Raw genomic sequence first — 16,008 nt, forward strand, 5'->3', positions numbered from 1 at the left:
GATCGTGCCAGGGGTGAACCTTGCCCGTCCGGGGGAGTGGCTATCGGTATCGTGGGTCGGGGAACGGCGCGCGCCGGGTACCCGGAAGTCCGCCGGGGACTCGCCGGAGCGGTGGCGAGGAACTCGCCGCCGAGCCGTTCCGGCCGCCGGGGCGCGGTACCAACCGCCTCGTCCCGCTGACATTCACGAGCGCATCCGCGCAGCGCAAAGGTGGAGAGGAATCGATGACCGTCGATCTGGGCATGCCCGCAGCACCCGCCCCGACACTGGGCGAACGGCGCAAGACCCGGCAACTGCAGGTCGGTGCGGTCGGAGTGGGTAGCGACCACCCCATCTCCGTGCAGAGCATGACCACCACCAACACCGCCGACATCAACGGCACGCTGCAGCAGATCGCGGAGCTCACCGCGTCCGGCTGCGACATCGTGCGGGTGGCCTGCCCCAGCGCCGACGACGCCGAAGCCCTGCCCGCGATCGCGCAGAAGTCCAAGATCCCGGTGATCGCGGACATCCACTTCCAGCCGAAGTACGTGTTCGCGGCCATCGAAGCGGGCTGCGCGGCCGTCCGGGTCAACCCGGGCAACATCCGCAAGTTCGACGACCAGGTCAAGGAGATCGCGCAGGCAGCCAAGGACCACGGCACGCCGATCCGGATCGGCGTCAACGCCGGCTCCCTCGACCCGCGGCTGATGAAGAAGTACGGCAAGGCCGTGCCGGAGGCGCTCGCCGAATCGGCCATGTGGGAAGCGAGCCTGTTCGCCGAGCACGACTTCCACGACATCAAGATCTCGGTGAAGCACAACGACCCGGTCGTGATGGTGCGCGCCTACGAGATCCTCGCCGAGCAGTGCGACTACCCGCTGCACCTCGGCGTCACCGAGGCCGGTCCCGCGTTCCAGGGCACGATCAAGTCGGCGGTCGCGTTCGGTTCCCTGCTGCGCCAGGGCATCGGGGACACGATCCGCGTCTCGCTGTCGGCGCCACCGGTCGAGGAGATCAAGGTCGGCACCCAGATCCTGCAGTCGCTGAACCTGCGCCCGCGCAAGCTGGAGATCGTCTCCTGCCCGTCCTGCGGGCGCGCCCAGGTCGACGTCTACACCCTCGCGGAGGAGGTCACGGCCGGGCTGGAGGGCATGGAGGTGCCGCTGCGCGTCGCGGTCATGGGCTGCGTCGTGAACGGTCCCGGCGAGGCCCGCGAAGCCGACCTCGGCGTCGCCTCCGGCAACGGCAAGGGCCAGATCTTCGTCAAGGGCGAGGTCATCAAGACCGTGCCCGAGGCCAAGATCGTGGAGACGCTGATCGAAGAGGCCATGCGCATCGCCGAGTCGATGGAAGGCGCCGAGGAGCAAGGCGAAGGCGCCCCGGTCGTCACGGTGGGCTGATCTTCTCTTTCTGCTTCGTGGGGTGGGTGGCGGAACCTCGACGTCCTCCTCGTTGCGGGATCGATTTCACCGGTGGCTCCGCCACAGGCGAAAACGCCGTCCTCGCGAGGAGACCGCTGAGAACCCGCTGCGGTGCCGGTCGCTCCGGTGGTCGTCGGCTCAGCGGCTTCGCCGCTGACGGGAAACGGCCCCGGCCGCACCGCGGGTTCTGGGACGGGTTGTCGGGGGATCGCCCGCCGGCGCGTGGTCGAGGCGCCCGCGCGCGGGTTCGAAGATCGTTGGCGCGGTCCGCGGGAGATCCCCGGCCCGTCGGGAGCACCCGGCGGGCCTGGTTCGTTCGTGGGCGGTTCGTCCGGAGTCAGCGGCGTGCTGGTCGACACGGAGCGTCAGTTGCGCTCGCGGCGGGCCCGCCGACACTGCGCCGTTCGAGTGATACCCGGACGGATTGTGCTGGGTACGCCGGGTAGGGGAGCCTGCGGCCTGCGCCGTCTGGCAGTCTTTACCCGTGCTGAAGCTCGTCGGAGCCCGCCTGCTGGAGGATCGGGACGCGGCCCAGGTTCGTACCGCACTGGGCAGGGACCCCGTCGCGGCCTGCATGGTGGCCTCCCGCGTCGAGGCGGCCGGGTTACGCCCGAGCAGGCTCGGCGGCGAGGTGTGGGGCTACGGCGCCAGGCTCGAAGGGTTGTGCTTCTCCGGCGTCAACCTGATGCCGCTGTCCGGTGGTCCGGACGCGATGCGCGCCTTCGCCGACCGGGTGCTGCGCCGCCGCCGGGTGTGCTCCTCGCTCGTCGGCCCGGCCGAGCAGGTGCTGGGGCTGTGGGACGAGCTGTCCGGCCAGTGGGGGCCCGCGCGCGAGATCCGCGAGGAGCAGCCGCTGCTCGTGCTCACCGGCGCCCCCGCCGTCCGGCCCGACCAGCAGGTGCGCCAGGTCCGGCCGGAGGAGCTGGACCGATACCTGCCCGCCGCGATCGCCATGTTCACCGAAGAGGTCGGCATCGACCCGTCCCGCGACGGCGGCGCCGCCGGGTACCGGGCCCGGGTCGCCGAGCTGATCGCCGCCGGCCGGGCCTTCGCCCGGTTCGAGAACGGCGAGGTCGTGTTCAAGGCGGAGATCGGCGCGATGTCGCAGGCCGCCGGCCAGATCCAGGGCGTGTGGGTGCATCCGGACAAGCGCAGCTCCGGGCTCGGCACCGCGGGCACCGCAGCCGTCGCCGACCGCCTCGTCCGCGGGCTGGGGCGCGCCGCGAGCCTCTACGTGAACGGCTTCAACATCGCCGCCCGGATCGCCTACAACAAGGTCGGCTTCCAGCAGCTGGGCACCTTCAGCACGATCCTGTTCTGAGCGCCCGGCCGCCGTCGCGCGCACGCTCACCGCCGGGCGACTCGGCCGTTCGCAGCAGGGCGCGTGGTGATCGGGGGATTCCCCGCAGAGGAACGGGTGGAGGCGTCGGGGCCGTCGCGGTCTTCGGCATACTCCCGGGGGTGCGTTCCTCACGGATCTTCCCCCAGCGGCGCTCGCGGGCGAGGCTGCTCGCCGCGTGCACCGGACTGGCGCTGACCCTGCCCGTCTCGGGCTGCGGCCTGTTCGAATCCGGGCCGTCCGCCCAGGAGGTCGCGACGGCGTTCCTGAACACCTTCGCGGCCGGGGACACCGCGGGCGCGGCCGGCCGGACCGACGCCCCGGAGCAGGCGCGGCAGGCCCTCGACGACGCGCGCAGCGGGCTGTCCCCGCAGGCGGTCCGGTTCGACGTCACCCGGGTCGCGGAGGACGAAGGCGGCGCTCCGGCGCGCGCCACGTTCGACGCGAACTGGGACCTCGGCGACGGCCGGGCCTGGCAGTACCAGGGCGCGCTGGAACTCACCGAATCCGACCAGGGCTGGCAGGTGCACTGGGCACCGTCGGTGCTGCACCCGAAGCTCGCCGAGGGCCAGCGGCTCGTGTTCGACGAGCAGCGGCCGGAACCGCAGCCGGTGCTCGACCGCGAAGGCACCGAGCTGATGCGGCCGGAGCAGATCGTCACCGTCAGCCTCGACCCGCAGGCCGCGGGCGACGTGCCCGGCGTGGCGGAGCGGCTCGCCGCCGGGCTGCAGCCGGTGGACCCGGAGATCACCCGGCAGACCATCGTGGACGGCGTGAACCGCACCGAACCCGGTCAGCCGTACGTGGTGGTGTCGCTGCGGCAGGCCGACTACGACCGGGTGCGCCCGGCGATCTACGACCTGCCCGGGGTGCGGTTCCCGGCGCAGACGAAGCTGGTGACCGCCGAGCGCGGGTACGCGGCGCAAGCCTTGGCGGGGGTGTCGCAGCAGGTCGACGAGCAGGTCACGGCGAACGCGGGCTGGAACGTGCACACCGCCGACGCGAACGGCGCCCCGCTCGAAGTGCTGCAGGAGCAGCCGTCCCGGCCGGTGGACCAGGTGCGCACCACGCTCAGCGACCGCACCCAGCGGGCCGCCGAGCAGGCCGTGGACCCGGTGCCGCAGGCCGCGATGATCGTCGCGATGCAGCCCTCCACCGGCGACGTGCTGGCGGTGGCGCAGAACGATCCGGCCGACGCGCAGGGCGCCCCGGCGCTGAGCGGTCAGTTCCCGCCCGGCTCCACCTTCAAGATCGTGACCGCGGCGGCCGGTCTGGAGGCGGGCAAGGTGACCGTCGACCAGCCGGTGGAGTGCCCGGCCAGCAAGGTGTTCGACGGCCGGACCATCCCGAACGACAAGGACTTCGACCTGGGCGTGGTGCCGTTGCGCACCGCGTTCGCGAAGTCGTGCAACACCACGTTCGCGCAGCTCGCGGTGGACCTGCCCGCGCAGGCGCTGACCGACATGGCCCAGCAGCTCGGCGTCGGCGTGGACTTCGACGTGCCCGGCATCACCACGATCACCGGGCAGGCCCCGCCCGCCGAGAACACCACCGGCCGCGCCGCGAACGGTTTCGGGCAGGGCACCGTGCTGGCCAGCCCGTTCGGGATGGCGCTGGCCTCGGCGACGGTCGCGAACGGGTCGATGCCCACTCCGAAGCTGATCGAGGGCGCCGAGACGAAGGCCGATGCGCAGGTGGCACCGCTGTCGCCGAAGGTGCTCGACCAGCTGCGGCCGATGATGCGCGAGGTCGTGCTGTCCGGGACGGCCACCGGCGTCGCCGGGGAGGGCGAGGTCGCGGGCAAGACCGGGACCGCGCAGTTCGGTGACGGCACGCACGCGCACGGCTGGTTCGTCGGCTACCGCGGCGATCTGGCGTTCGCGGTGCTGCTGGAGGACTCGGGCGAGTCGAAGCCCGCGGTGCAGGTGGCGCAGAGCTTCCTGTCGAACGTGCCCTGATCTGCCGTGCTGCTCGCGGGACGGGTCGAGATCATCCGATCGTGCGACGAGGCGGGACGATCTCCCGGTGCTACTTTGTAGCGCATGGAGCGGATCGGGGTGCGCGAGCTGCGGCAGCACGCGAGCCGGTACCTGCGCCGGGTGGCGACCGGGGAATCGATCGTGATCACCGATCGCGGGCGCACGGTCGCCGTCCTCACCCCGCCGTCCCGCGAGCGCTCGCTGTACGACGAGCTGATCGCCGCCGGGGAGCTCATCCCCGGCGACGGCGGTGAGCTGCCGGAGCCGCTCGACGAGGACGGTCCGCTCGGCGACGACCGAGGTGAACAGGAGCGGCCTTGATCTACTTCGATTCCTCCGCGCTGGTGAAGCTGATCGCCCCCGAACCGGAGAGCAAGGCGCTCAGCGACTGGGTGCGGGACCGCCTGGAACAGCCCCGCATCACCAGCGCCCTCTCCCAGGTGGACGTGCTGCGCGGGTTCCGCGAGCAGGGGCCCGCGATCGAGGACCTGGCCACGATCGTGCTGTCGAAGCTGGACCGGCTGCCGGTGAAGCAGGACGTGCTGGACGCCGCGGTCGCGCTGCGGTCGAAGGTGAGCCCGGTGGCGGCGATCCACCTCGCCTCCGCCTGCAAGCTCCGCGAAGGCCTGCACGCCTACGTCTCCTACGACGAGGAGCTGCTGGCCGCGGCCGCGGAGGAAGGTCTCGCCACCGCGTCGCCAGGCGCTTGACCAGCGGAGATCGTGCGCGGGGCGGGGCGGTGGAGGCCGAACGGCACGTTCTAGAGTGAGGGCATGCCCGTACGCGCACCGTTGCAGCCAGGAGTCCAGACGCCCCGCCGGCCGGTGCCGGTGACGATCGAGCGGCCCGAGTACGTCGACAAGCCCGCGCCGCGGCGCAACACCGACCCGGACGTGCAGCCGCCCGAGGTGATCGAGGCGATGCGGGTGGCGGGCAGGCTCGCCGCGCAGGCGCTGGAGCTGGCGGGCAAGACGGCCCAGCCGGGCGTGACCACGGACCGCGTGGACGAGGTCGTGCACGAGTTCTTCGTGGACCACGGCGTGTACCCGTCGACGCTCGGCTACCGCGGTTTCCCGAAGTCCTGCTGCACCTCGCTGAACGAGGTGATCTGCCACGGCATCCCGGACTCGACGGTGATCGAGGACGGCGACATCGTCAACGTCGACGTCACCGGGTTCGTCGGCGGCGTGCACGGCGACACCAACGCGACCTTCATCGCGGGCGAGGCCACCGAAGAGGTGCGGCTGCTGGTGGAGCGCACCCACGAGGCGACGATGCGCGGCATCAAGGCGGCGAAGCCGGGCCGCCAGCTCAACGTGGTCGGGCGGGTCATCGAGTCCTACGCGAAGCGGTTCGGCTACGGCGTGGTGCGCGACTTCACCGGGCACGGCATCGGGCGCTCGTTCCACTCCGGTCTGGTGGTGCTGCACTACGACGAGCCGTCGGTGCAGACCGTGCTGGAGCCGGGCATGACGTTCACCATCGAGCCGATGATCACGCTCGGCACCCACGAGTACGACATGTGGGAGGACGGCTGGACGGTGACCACGCAGGACAAGTCGTGGACCGCCCAGTTCGAGCACACCATCCTGATCACCGAGGACGGCAACGAGATCCTCACCCTGCCGTGAGCGGCCTGCTCGTCGCGGGCACGACCTCGGACGCGGGCAAGAGCGTGCTGGTCGCCGGGATCTGCCGGTGGCTGGCGCGCGAGGGCGTCCGGGTGGCGCCGTTCAAGGCGCAGAACATGTCGAACAACTCCGTCGTGTGCCCGGACGGCGGCGAGATCGGCCGGGCGCAGGCGGTGCAGGCGGCGGCGTGCGGGCTGGCGCCCTCGGTGCGGTTCAACCCGGTGCTGCTCAAGCCGGGCGGGGACCGCACCTCGCAGGTCGTGGTGCTGGGCCGGGTCGCCGGTGAGGTGACGGCGCTGTCCTACCGGGAGCGCAAGGCGGCGCTGCTGGAGGTCGTGTCCACGACGCTGCGGGAGCTGCGCGGCGACTACGACCAGGTGATCTGCGAGGGCGCCGGTTCGCCCGCGGAGATCAACCTGCGGGCCACCGACATCGCGAACATGGGCTTGGCGCAGGCGGCGCGGCTGCCGGTGCTGGTGGTCGGCGACATCGACCGGGGCGGGGTGTTCGCCGCGCTCTACGGCACCTTGGCGCTGCTGGACGCGGCGGACCAGGCGCTGGTCACCGGCTTCGTGATCAACAAGTTCCGGGGCGATCCGGCGCTGCTCGAATCCGGGCTGGAGCAGGTGAAGGCGCTGACCGGGCGACCGGTGCAGGGCGTGCTGCCGTGGTCGGAGGAGCTGTGGCTGGACGCGGAGGACTCGTTGTCCTACGTCGCGGACGGCGTGGTGGGCAGCCCGGCGCCGCCGCGCGGTGACCAGTGGCTGCGGGTGGCGGTGCCGAAGCTGCCGCGGATCTCCAACGCCACCGACATCGAGGCGCTGGCCGCGGAACCCGGGGTGGCGGTGCGGTTCGTGACCGAGCCCTCGCGGCTGACCGACGCGGACCTGGTGGTGCTGCCCGGGTCGAAGGCGACCGTCTCGGACCTGGCGTGGCTGCACCGCACCGGGCTGGCGGACGCGGTGCTCGCGCACGCGCGGGCGGGGCTGCCGGTGTTCGGGATCTGCGGTGGGTTCCAGATGCTGTCGCGGCGGATCACCGACGAGGTGGAGTCCGGTGGCGGGGTCGTGGACGGGCTGGGCCTGCTCGACGTGGAGATCGAGTTCGCGGCGGAGAAGACGCTGCGCACCCCGAGCGGCACCGCGTTCGGCGAGCCGATCACCGGCTACGAGATCCACCACGGCGTGCCGGTGCGGCCGGGCGATGAGCTGACGCCGCTGCTGGCGACCGAGTCCGGCCCGGAGGGCGCGGTGTCCGGCGCGGTGGCGGGCACGCACTGGCACGGGCTGTTCGAGAACGACGGGTTCCGCCGCCGGTTCCTCGCGCACGTCGCCGCGCAGGCCGGGCGGGACGGGTTCGCCGCGGCACCGGACGTCTCGTTCGCGGCGCTGCGGGAGGGCCAGCTGGACCTGCTGGGCGATCTGGTGGAGCGGCACCTGGACACCGCCGCGCTGCGACGACTGCTGGAGCGCGGTGCGCCGCCCGGGCTCCCGGTCATCGGACCTGCGGCGGTGCGCGCGGGGGAGTGACGCGGGTAACGTCGCGGGCATGACGACTGAGTTCTCCGCGGAAGAAGCGCAGGCGCGGCTGCCGGAGCTGCTGGACCGCGTGGAATCGGGGGAGGAGATCGTCATCACCCGCTTCGGAGCGCCGTCCGTGGCGCTGCACCGCGCCGGTTCCCGCCGGTCACCGGAGATGGTGAGCGCGGGCGTGCTGACCGCGGCCTGGCTGGCGCCGATCGCCGGTGGCGCGGCCGCGGACGCCGGGTTCGACGTCGGGACCGACTACGCGCCGGGGGACGTCGGCTTCTCCGGCTGAGCGCCGAGCGAGTCGAGCAGTTCGTCGAGGAAGCCGCCCGCTTCGGCCGCGGCTTCGCGCGCGTCACCGGAGCGGACCGCGTCGAGCAGCGCGGTGTGCGAGACCTGGGTGACCGAGGCCGGGTCGAAGGTGGTGGCGACGCTGGACTGCACCGCTTCGCTGATCCCCTCGTAGAGCCCGATCAGCAGCACGTTGTGCGAGGCGGCGACGAGCCGCAGGTGGAACCGGGTGTCCCTGTCGACGACCTGCTCCGGGTCCCGCTGCTCCAGCGCGGCGTCGCGGGCGGTGAGCAGCGCGTCCAGTTCGGCGAGGTCGTCGTCGGTGCGGGCGGCGGCGGCCAGGCGCGCGGCTTCGACTTCGAGGGCGCGGCGCACTTCGAGGATGCGGCGCAGCTCGGAGCCGCAGAGCCGGCGCACCGCACCGGAGAGCTCGTTGGTGGCGCGGACGAAGGTCCCGTCGCCTTGGCGCACTTCGAGCAGCCCGGCGTGGGCGAGGGCGCGCACCGCTTCGCGGACCGTGTTGCGGCCGACGCCGAGCGCGGTCACGAGCTCGGACTCGGTGGGGATGCGTTCCCCCAGCGGCCATTCGCCGGAACTCACCAGGGTGCGCATCTGCGCGATGACCTGCTCGACCAGACCCGTGCGCTGGGTGGTGACCAAAGGCACTGAAGGGTCCTTTCATCCAAACATCCTATGTTTGCCATACTAGGCGGCGATGTCTCCTGAGTCGCACACCCAGCCCCCGATCGACCGAGTTCCCGACGACCGTGTGACCGACCAGGATGCCAGGACGGCGGCGCCAGCCGTGTCCGGTACCCCGGCCGACGACGCCTCCAAGCTGGCCGCGGCCGAGGCGTTGGTGAACGAAGGCGCCGCCGAGGCGATGGCGCCCCGCGGCCGCGCCGTCGCGGGCGGCGGCCTGCTGCTGGCGGGCGTGGCGCTCGCCGCGGCGAACATGCGGCCCGCCGTCACCAGCCTCGCCTCCGTCCTCGGCGAGGTCCGCGATTCGCTGGGTGCGAGCAGCACTTGGGCGAGCATCGTGACCTCGGTGCCGACGCTGTGCTTCGGCCTCGCCGGGATCGGTGCGCCGCTGCTCGCCCGCCGGTGGGGGATGAGCCGGGTGGTGGGCGCCTCGCTGGCGCTGCTGACCGCCGCGATGATCGCCCGCGTGCTCGGCGGCCCGTGGACGCTGCTCGCGGGCACCGTGCTGGTGTGCGCGTCGATCGCGATGTGCAACGTGCTGATCCCCGTCGTGGTGAAGGAGTCATTCCCCGGGCGGGTCGGCCTGGCCACCGGCCTCTACACGACGGCGATGGCCGCCGGTGGCGCGTCCGGTTCGGCGCTGACCCCGTACCTGAACTCGGCGACCGACAGCTGGCGGCTGTCGCTGGCGACGTGGATGGTCGTCGCGCTGGCCGCGCTGTGCCTCTGGGTGCCCGGCACCCGCGGGCACGGCTCGAAGGCCGTCGCCACGCCGAAGGGCGAGCGCCGGTCGCTGATGCGCCACCCGCTCGCCTGGCTGATCACCGTCTACTTCGCGATGCAGTCGACCGTCGCCTACGTGGTGATGGGCTGGCTGCCGGAGGTGTTCAAGGGCGCCGGGATGGACGCCACCTCGGCCGGGGCGCTGCTGGGCGTGCTGCTGCTGATCGGCGTGCCGATCAACATGGTGCTGCCGCCGCTGGTGACGCGGACCCGCGGCCAGTCCGGGTGGGCGCTGCTGATGGGCGTGCTCATGTTCGCCGGTCTGCTGGGGCTGCTGGTGGCGCCGCTGGCCGCGCCGGTGCTGTGGGCGGTGCTGATCGGGATCGGGATGAGCGCGTTCCCGCTGGCGCTGGTGATGATCTCGCTGCGCACCCGGAACGCCGCCGATACCGGGCAGCTCTCGGCGATGGCGCAGAGCATCGGCTACCTGATCGCCGCCTCGGGCCCGTTCCTGTTCGGGATGCTGCACGACATGACGGCGGCCTGGGCGGTGTCGATGGTGGCGCTGCTGGTCATCGTGGTGGTGCAGACGGTCGTCGGCATCCTCGCCGGCCGCCCCCGCACCATCTGAGCCGAGTGAACGGACCGTTCGTCCGATCTAGTTGGGCGAACGGTCCGTTCACTCGCGCCCGGTGGAAGTGAACGGCCCGTTTCGCTGGTTCCGGACGGGCCGTTCGCATGTGTGGGGGCAACGGACCGTTCGTCCGCTCTCGCTGGTCGAACGGGTCGTTCGCTGCGTGGAGTGGGAGTGAACGGACCGTTCGTCCGATCTAGTCGGACCAACGGTCCGTTCACCCGTTGCCGAGGGCGCGGTGGATCGCGCGGTGGGCGCGGTCGACGGCTTGCGGGTCGTGGTGCAGCTGGAGCTCCTGGTTCAGCGCCAGGCCGGTGCCGATGATCTCGAAGATGGCCTGCTCGACGTCGAAGTCCGGTGGGAGGTCGCCGCCGTCCACGGCCGCGGTGAACTCGTCGCGCAGCCGTCCGCGCCACTGGGTCCAGCTGGCGGCGACCAGGTCGCGCACCTGGCCGGGCCTGCCGTCGAACTCGCTGGAGGCGGCGGTCAGCAGGCAGCCGCCGGGCAGCTCCAAGTCGGCCAAAAAGTTCACCGAGTTCTCGCAGAGCACGCGCAACCGCGGCATGCCTGCCGGATACCCGGTCGCGGAATCGACCACGCGGTGCCAGAAGTTCACGAAGGCGTCGTCCAGCGTCGCGGCCTGCAGGCCTTCCTTGGTGCCGAAGTGCCCGAGCACGCCGGACTTGCTCATCTCCAGCTCGTCGGCGAGGCGCCCGATGGTGACGCCTTCGAGGCCTTCTTCGGAGGCGATCTCGGTGGAGCGCTGGATGATCCTCGCCCGGGTGGCGAGCGCTTCGGCCGCGGAGCGTCGGGGTGACATGCGCTCAGTTTAGCGCCCGCCCGTTCGCTATTGACTTGGCGAACGATCGGACGCTAAATTTCGCCGCGTCGGCAGGCGACCCCGTCCGCCGAACGGACGACGAGGAGCACGCGATGCACATCCGGCGCTTGGCCTGGGCGGGCCTGGAGATCGAATCCGGCGGGACGACCCTGGTGATCGACCACGTCCAGCACCCCAACGAACTGTTCGGGCTCCGCGAACCGGGGGCGGAGCTGCCCGCCCCGGCGCCGGGATCGGTGGACGCGGCGCTGGTCACGCACCTGCACCCCGACCACGCCGGGGTGCCCGCCTTGCAGCGGGTGCTGCGCCCCGGGGCGACGGTGCTGCGGCCCGCGCCCTTCGTGGACGTGCTCACCGAGCAGGTGGAGCGCGACCTGAGCACCAGCGGCCTGACCGCCGAGGTGGTGGCCGAGTGGGACTCCCGCGAGGTCGGCCCGTTCCGGATCACCGCGGTGCCCGCTGTCGACGGCCTCGGATCACCGCAGGTCAGCTGGGTCGTGGAAGCGGACGGCAGGCGCGTGCTGCACGGCGGCGACACCCTGTTCCACGGCGCCTGGTGGACCATCGCGCGGCGCTGCGGCCCGTTCGACGCGGTGTTCCTGCCGATCAACGGCCCCGTCGTCGACGACCCCGCCCTGCAGCCGCCGAGTCCGTTCTCGGCAGCGCTGACCCCCGAGCAGGCCGCGGTGGCGGCCCGCATCCTCGGCGCCCGCGCCGCGGTGCCGATCCACCACGACGACGAGCACCTGATCAAGCCGCCCGGCTACGTCGAAGTGGACGGCCCGGTCGTCGAATTCCGCCGTCACGCCGGAGGAATCGCCCACGTCCTCGGCATCGGCGACCGGCTCGACCTCGCGGATCTCACCGCCCTCGTGGGGTGAACGGCCCGTTCGCCCGACGAGCGGGGGCCGCTCATCGGGCGAGGTCCCGGTATCAGGAGGAAGGGTGGAGCAGCTCCGCGTTGCTGCGGCCCACGGCTCGGGTGAGTTCGCCGAACGCCGCCTCGCTGAAGCTGAGCGTCAGCCCGTCGTCGCCGCGGCCCCGGAAGTCCAGCTGCACCGAGCGGTCCGTGTCGATCTCGTAGGAGATCCGGACGTGCTCGGACAGGCACACGTAGGTGTCGCTCTCGACGGCTCGCTGCTCACGCATCCGGGTTCCTCCTGGTCTGCGGTGTCTCGGTACAGTTCACGGAAGATCTTCATGTAAGCCGCATAGTTAGGCTTGTGGGATAAATAGAACACAGGTTGTGGTCTATTGTCGTCCCCTGATCAGGTAGCCAATGGATCAGCCGGAGGAGATTTCGTGCCCACAGGCCGCCAAACCGTCGAACGCCGCCAGCTGGGACTGACGCTCCGCCGACTCCGACGTGAAGCAGGGCTGTCGCAGCAAGAGGCGGCTCGCGCGATCAACCGGCACTACACCCGGATCAGTCATCTTGAATCGGCGAAGGCCTCGCTGAGCATCGATGAGCTCGGGTTGCTGCTCGACCGCTACGGAGTGTCCGACGCTGACCGGGAAACCGTGCTCGCGTTGGGTGCGGTGGCCCGGAAGCGGCAGCGCGGGAAGGGTTACACCGATCAGCTGCCCAAGTCGTTCGAGCGGCTGGCCGACCTGCAAGCCGATGCCGCCGCGATCGGCTTCTACGACACCGGGATCATTCCGGGACTCGCGCAGTCGCAGGACTACGTCGTCGCGTTGATGCGCGCGGCCGATGGGATCTGGTGGGAGGCGTCGGAGGACGAGATCGAACGCAGAGTCGATTTCCGACTTCAGCAGCAGCGACGCGTACTGGAGGCCGAGGAACCGAAGCAGATCGACTTCGTACTGACCGAATCGGCGCTGGAGGAAGTGGTCGGGAGCCTGGCGATCATGCGTGGCCAGCTCCTCCACCTTCTCCAGCTCGGTGAACGTCCGTCGGTGAGCGTTCAAGTGCTGAGTCGGACCGCTACCTCCAAGCCTCTCCTTGGAGGCGGTCTCATCACGTTGGACTTCGCAGGGAACGCACCTCGCATGACCTGCACCACTTCCCACGGCCCCTGTACATACCACGATCAAGAATTGGAAACTGCTCCCATGTTTCGAGCTTGGGAGAGCGTTCGCGAGCTCGCCCTGGACTCGGAGTCGGCTCGTGCCTTGCTCATCGAGAAGCTGAAGGAGCTGAAGTGAGGGCCTACGACACCGGATGGTTCACGAGCAGTCGCAGTGCGGCCTCTTCAAACGCCTGCGTCGAGGTTCGATTGACCGAGCGGGCGGTATCCGTGCGGGATTCCAAGGACCCGAGCGGCGGTGCCTTCACGGTGGACCACCGGGCCTGGTCGGCGTTCCTCCGGCGCCTCACCGCTTTCGACGTCGCCGAGTGAACGGACCGTTCGTCCGATCCAGTTGGGCGAACGGTCCGTTCACTCGTGCCGGATGGGAGTGAACGGACCTTTCGCTCGTGTCCGGGCGAACGGTCCGTTCACCTCGGCGGCAGTTGGTGCAGGGTGAGGTCGGTGAGGACGCCGCCGGTGAGCTCCGCCGTCTGGTAGGTGCAGTGCGGTTGCCTGCGGCGGTCGGTGGGGGAGCCGGGGTTGAGTAGCCGCAGCCCGTTCGGCGTCGTCGAGTCCCACGGGATGTGGCTGTGGCCGAACACGAGCACGTCGGCGTCCGGGAAATCCCGGTCGCAGCGGCGTTCCCGGCCCTGCGCCGCACCCGTCTCGTGGATCATCGCGAAGCGCACGCCTGCCAGTTCCACCCGCGCGACCTCGGGCAGCCGCCGCCGCAGCTCCGCGCCGTCGTTGTTGCCGAAGACGCCGACGAGCCGCGCGCTGCGGGACTCCAGTTCGTCCAGCAGCGGCGGCTCCACCCAATCTCCGGCGTGGAAGACGACGTCGGCGCGCGCCACCTCCTGCCACACCTGCTCGGGCAGCGCCTTCGCGCGCTTCGGCAGGTGGGTGTCGGCGATCAGCAGCAGGCGCACGGTCACTCCGGCTGGAGTTCCAGGCCCAGCAGGGCGTTCTCGATGAGCTCCGGCATCGCCGGGTGGATCCAGTACTGGCCGCGGGCCATCGTGCGCGCGTCCAGACCGAACTGCATCGCCTGGATCAGCGGCTGCAGCAGCGTCGGCGCCTGCGGGCCGATGATGTGCGCACCGAGGATCGCGCCGTCCGACGGATCGGCCAGCAGCTTCAGGAAACCGGTGGAGTCCTCCATCGCCCAGCCGTAGGCGATGTCGCCGTACGCCTGGACCTTCGTGACGTAGTCGACGCCGCGCTCCCGGGCCTCCTGCTCGGTCAGCCCGACCGCCGCGATCTGCGGGGAGGAGAACACCGCGTGCGGCACGTAGGTGTGGTCCGAGTCGATCAGCTCGTCCGGGTGCAGCAGGTTGTGCTGCACCACCCGCATCTCGTGGTTCGCGACGTGCTTGAGCTCGTGGTCCGAGCTGATGTCGCCCAGCGCCCACACGCCGTCCACCGAGGTGCGCTGCTCGGCGTCGACTTCGACCTTGCCGTCCTCGCGGACCTTCAACCCGCCGGCTTGCGCGTCGATCAGGTCCGAGTTCGGGGTGCGGCCGATCGCGACCAGCAGCTCCTCCGCCTCCACGACCTCCGGGCCGTCGGGGCCGTCCAGGTGCAGCCGCACCACGTCGCCGTCCCGCTCCACCGAGGTCTGCTTGCGGTTGAGCCGCACGTCCCAGCGGGCCTGGGCGAGCTCGGTGAACCGCTGCGACACGTCCTCGTCCTCGGCGCGCAGCAGCGCCCCGGAGCGGGCCACCACCGTCACCTCGACGCCCAGCGCCGAGAACACGTGCGCGAACTCGGCGCCGATGAACCCGCTCCCCAGGATGATCATGCGGCGGGGCAGTTCCTCCAGTCGCATCACGCTGTCGCTGGTGTGGAAACCGACCTGCTCGATGCCCGGCAGGTCCGGCACCGTCGGGCGCCCGCCCGCCGCCACCACGAACCGGTCCGCGGTGATCGTTTCCGGGCCGTCCGCGGTCGCCACGGTGAGTTCCTTCACCCCGGTGAACCGCGCCTCGCCCTGGAACAGCGACACGTTCGGGGAACCCTCGGCCCGGTAGCGGCGGCCGCCGTCGGAGATCGCGTCGATGCGGCCGAAGATCCGGTCCCGGATCTCCCGCCAGCGCACGTCCCGCAGCTCCAGGTCCACGCCCAGCTTCGCGCCCACCCCGGGGCTCGCCGCCGTGTCCGCGGTGTGCACGAACATCTTCGTCGGGATGCAGCCCACGTTCAGGCAGGTGCCGCCGTAGTTCCCGGTGCTGCCGACGCCCTTCTCCACGATCGCGACGTTCCAGTCGGCGAACCGCTCGTCGAGGATCGAATTGCCGGAGCCGCTACCGATGATGATCAGGTCGAAGTGAGGCATGTCCATCCCGTGCTCGTCGTGGGCGCGTGGTGCGCTCGGCGCACCTCGACGTACAACCGCGCGGGGCGCCCGCTGATTCCAGCAGCCTGCCACGGACCACCCGTCGCGCCCCGGCGAGGCCTATCGGGCGGATCGGGCGGAACAGTCAGTCCGGACCCCTATTTAACTACCACGTAGGTTTACCCCGGATCTCCTGCTCTGGTCGGTCGACCACACCCGAGCAAGATCACTAACTTGGTCCTCGCATCGCTGTGCGCAATGCCGGAACGGGTGCGGCCGCACAGCGATCACGGGGAGGCACGAGAAGCAGGGATGACCACCAGGGGGTGTCATCCCTGCTTTTTCCTTGTTTCTGCTGTGTGGGTCGTTCTGCTCGGTGGCTCGAGTAGCGGAACCTCAGCGGCTTCCTCGCTGCGGGATCGTTTTCACCGGTGGCTCCGCCACAGGCGAAAACGCTGTCCTCGCGAGGAAGCCGCTGAGAACCCGCGGCGGTGCCGGTGGCGTGCCGGGTCGCCGCTCAGCGGCTTCGCCGCTGACAAACGGACGGCACCGGTGCAGCGCGCTCGCCGTTCGA

At 71.0% G+C, this 16,008-nt stretch carries 17 protein-coding genes; 12 read left to right on the forward strand and 5 right to left on the reverse strand.

Annotated elements, in window-relative coordinates; genetic code table 11:
• Window positions 1–224 precede the first annotated feature (224 nt).
• From ispG to AC29IT_RS23725, 8 genes are all read left to right on the forward strand, one after another.
• Entirely contained in the window at window positions 225–1,382 is a 1,158-nt protein-coding gene (gene ispG, locus AC29IT_RS23690; protein ID WP_488220133.1) for a flavodoxin-dependent (E)-4-hydroxy-3-methylbut-2-enyl-diphosphate synthase, read from the forward strand.
• Window positions 1,383–1,887: 505 nt separating this feature from the next.
• Window positions 1,888–2,724, forward strand: coding sequence for a GNAT family N-acetyltransferase (locus AC29IT_RS23695; protein ID WP_358439623.1), 837 nt, complete (start codon window positions 1,888–1,890; stop codon window positions 2,722–2,724).
• A gap of 140 nt (window positions 2,725–2,864) precedes the next feature.
• Entirely contained in the window at window positions 2,865–4,700 is a 1,836-nt protein-coding gene (locus tag AC29IT_RS23700; RefSeq protein ID WP_488220134.1) for a penicillin-binding transpeptidase domain-containing protein, read from the forward strand.
• Between the two features lie 84 nt (window positions 4,701–4,784).
• Entirely contained in the window at window positions 4,785–5,042 is a 258-nt protein-coding gene (locus AC29IT_RS23705) for a type II toxin-antitoxin system Phd/YefM family antitoxin (RefSeq protein WP_358439628.1), read from the forward strand.
• Window positions 5,039–5,431 carry a PIN domain-containing protein gene (locus tag AC29IT_RS23710; protein ID WP_488220135.1) on the forward strand — a complete coding sequence of 131 codons (393 nt, stop codon included), beginning with the start codon at window positions 5,039–5,041 and terminating at the stop codon, window positions 5,429–5,431. Before AC29IT_RS23705 ends, AC29IT_RS23710 begins: the two co-directional genes overlap by 4 nt.
• A 63-nt stretch (window positions 5,432–5,494) precedes the next feature.
• Window positions 5,495–6,352 carry a type I methionyl aminopeptidase gene (map, locus tag AC29IT_RS23715; RefSeq protein WP_358439634.1) on the forward strand — a complete coding sequence of 286 codons (858 nt, stop codon included), beginning with the start codon at window positions 5,495–5,497 and terminating at the stop codon, window positions 6,350–6,352.
• Window positions 6,349–7,881, forward strand: a complete 1,533-nt coding sequence (locus tag AC29IT_RS23720; RefSeq protein ID WP_488220136.1) for a cobyric acid synthase — start codon at window positions 6,349–6,351, stop codon at window positions 7,879–7,881. The genes map and AC29IT_RS23720 overlap by 4 nt, the downstream gene beginning before the upstream one ends.
• A gap of 19 nt (window positions 7,882–7,900) precedes the next feature.
• Window positions 7,901–8,170, forward strand: coding sequence for a type II toxin-antitoxin system Phd/YefM family antitoxin (locus AC29IT_RS23725; RefSeq protein ID WP_358439640.1), 270 nt, complete (start codon window positions 7,901–7,903; stop codon window positions 8,168–8,170).
• Here AC29IT_RS23725 and AC29IT_RS23730 read toward each other — a convergent pair.
• A complete protein-coding gene (locus AC29IT_RS23730; RefSeq protein WP_358439643.1) occupies window positions 8,137–8,835 on the reverse strand; it encodes a FadR/GntR family transcriptional regulator in 699 nt (232 codons plus the stop codon). The two genes, AC29IT_RS23725 and AC29IT_RS23730, sit on opposite strands and share 34 nt — an antisense overlap.
• A 49-nt stretch (window positions 8,836–8,884) precedes the next feature.
• Here AC29IT_RS23730 and AC29IT_RS23735 point away from each other — a divergent pair, with 49 nt between their 5' ends.
• Window positions 8,885–10,225 (forward strand): CynX/NimT family MFS transporter, encoded by a 1,341-nt coding sequence (locus AC29IT_RS23735; RefSeq protein WP_488220137.1) that lies wholly within the window; start codon window positions 8,885–8,887, stop codon window positions 10,223–10,225.
• A 220-nt stretch (window positions 10,226–10,445) separates the two neighbouring features.
• Here AC29IT_RS23735 and AC29IT_RS23740 read toward each other — a convergent pair whose 3' ends face one another.
• On the reverse strand, window positions 10,446–11,048 hold the full coding sequence (locus AC29IT_RS23740; protein ID WP_358439648.1) for a TetR/AcrR family transcriptional regulator: 603 nt from the start codon (window positions 11,046–11,048) through the stop codon (window positions 10,446–10,448).
• A 113-nt stretch (window positions 11,049–11,161) separates the two neighbouring features.
• Between AC29IT_RS23740 and AC29IT_RS23745 the strand changes: the two genes are divergently transcribed.
• On the forward strand, window positions 11,162–11,950 hold the full coding sequence (locus AC29IT_RS23745; RefSeq protein ID WP_488220138.1) for an MBL fold metallo-hydrolase: 789 nt from the start codon (window positions 11,162–11,164) through the stop codon (window positions 11,948–11,950).
• A 52-nt stretch (window positions 11,951–12,002) separates the two neighbouring features.
• Here the strand turns inward: AC29IT_RS23745 and AC29IT_RS23750 are convergent, their stop codons facing one another.
• On the reverse strand, window positions 12,003–12,218 hold the full coding sequence (locus AC29IT_RS23750) for a hypothetical protein (RefSeq protein ID WP_488220139.1): 216 nt from the start codon (window positions 12,216–12,218) through the stop codon (window positions 12,003–12,005).
• A gap of 153 nt (window positions 12,219–12,371) precedes the next feature.
• Here AC29IT_RS23750 and AC29IT_RS23755 point away from each other — a divergent pair, with 153 nt between their 5' ends.
• Both AC29IT_RS23755 and AC29IT_RS23760 read left to right on the forward strand, forming a co-directional pair.
• Window positions 12,372–13,235, forward strand: coding sequence for a helix-turn-helix domain-containing protein (locus AC29IT_RS23755; protein WP_488220140.1), 864 nt, complete (start codon window positions 12,372–12,374; stop codon window positions 13,233–13,235).
• The gene (locus AC29IT_RS23760) at window positions 13,232–13,429 is read left to right on the forward strand and encodes a DUF397 domain-containing protein (protein ID WP_488220141.1); all 198 of its coding nucleotides are present in this window, start codon (window positions 13,232–13,234) and stop codon (window positions 13,427–13,429) included. The genes AC29IT_RS23755 and AC29IT_RS23760 overlap by 4 nt, the downstream gene beginning before the upstream one ends.
• Window positions 13,430–13,527: 98 nt before the next feature.
• On the opposite strand, the gene AC29IT_RS23765 is transcribed toward AC29IT_RS23760, so the two are convergent.
• Both AC29IT_RS23765 and AC29IT_RS23770 read right to left on the reverse strand, forming a co-directional pair.
• Complete coding sequence (locus AC29IT_RS23765; RefSeq protein ID WP_358439661.1) at window positions 13,528–14,028, reverse strand: metallophosphoesterase family protein; 501 nt, start codon at window positions 14,026–14,028, stop codon at window positions 13,528–13,530.
• Window positions 14,029–14,030: 2 nt separating this feature from the next.
• A complete protein-coding gene (locus AC29IT_RS23770; protein WP_358439677.1) occupies window positions 14,031–15,434 on the reverse strand; it encodes a mycothione reductase in 1,404 nt (467 codons plus the stop codon).
• Between the last annotated feature and the right edge of the window lie 574 nt (window positions 15,435–16,008).

It is taken from the genome of Saccharopolyspora sp. MMCC62 (assembly GCF_057736575.1).

Coding starts and splice junctions, on each gene's coding strand:
- ispG (WP_488220133.1), top strand. CDS start 225: ATGACCGTCGATCTGGGCATGCCCGCAGCACCCGCCCCGACACTGGGC.
- AC29IT_RS23705 (WP_358439628.1), top strand. CDS start 4,785: ATGGAGCGGATCGGGGTGCGCGAGCTGCGGCAGCACGCGAGCCGGTAC.
- map (WP_358439634.1), top strand. CDS start 5,495: ATGCCCGTACGCGCACCGTTGCAGCCAGGAGTCCAGACGCCCCGCCGG.
- AC29IT_RS23725 (WP_358439640.1), top strand. CDS start 7,901: ATGACGACTGAGTTCTCCGCGGAAGAAGCGCAGGCGCGGCTGCCGGAG.
- AC29IT_RS23735 (WP_488220137.1), top strand. CDS start 8,885: ATGTCTCCTGAGTCGCACACCCAGCCCCCGATCGACCGAGTTCCCGAC.
- AC29IT_RS23740 (WP_358439648.1), bottom strand. CDS start 11,048: ATGTCACCCCGACGCTCCGCGGCCGAAGCGCTCGCCACCCGGGCGAGG.
- AC29IT_RS23745 (WP_488220138.1), top strand. CDS start 11,162: ATGCACATCCGGCGCTTGGCCTGGGCGGGCCTGGAGATCGAATCCGGC.
- AC29IT_RS23750 (WP_488220139.1), bottom strand. CDS start 12,218: ATGCGTGAGCAGCGAGCCGTCGAGAGCGACACCTACGTGTGCCTGTCC.
- AC29IT_RS23770 (WP_358439677.1), bottom strand. CDS start 15,434: ATGCCTCACTTCGACCTGATCATCATCGGTAGCGGCTCCGGCAATTCG.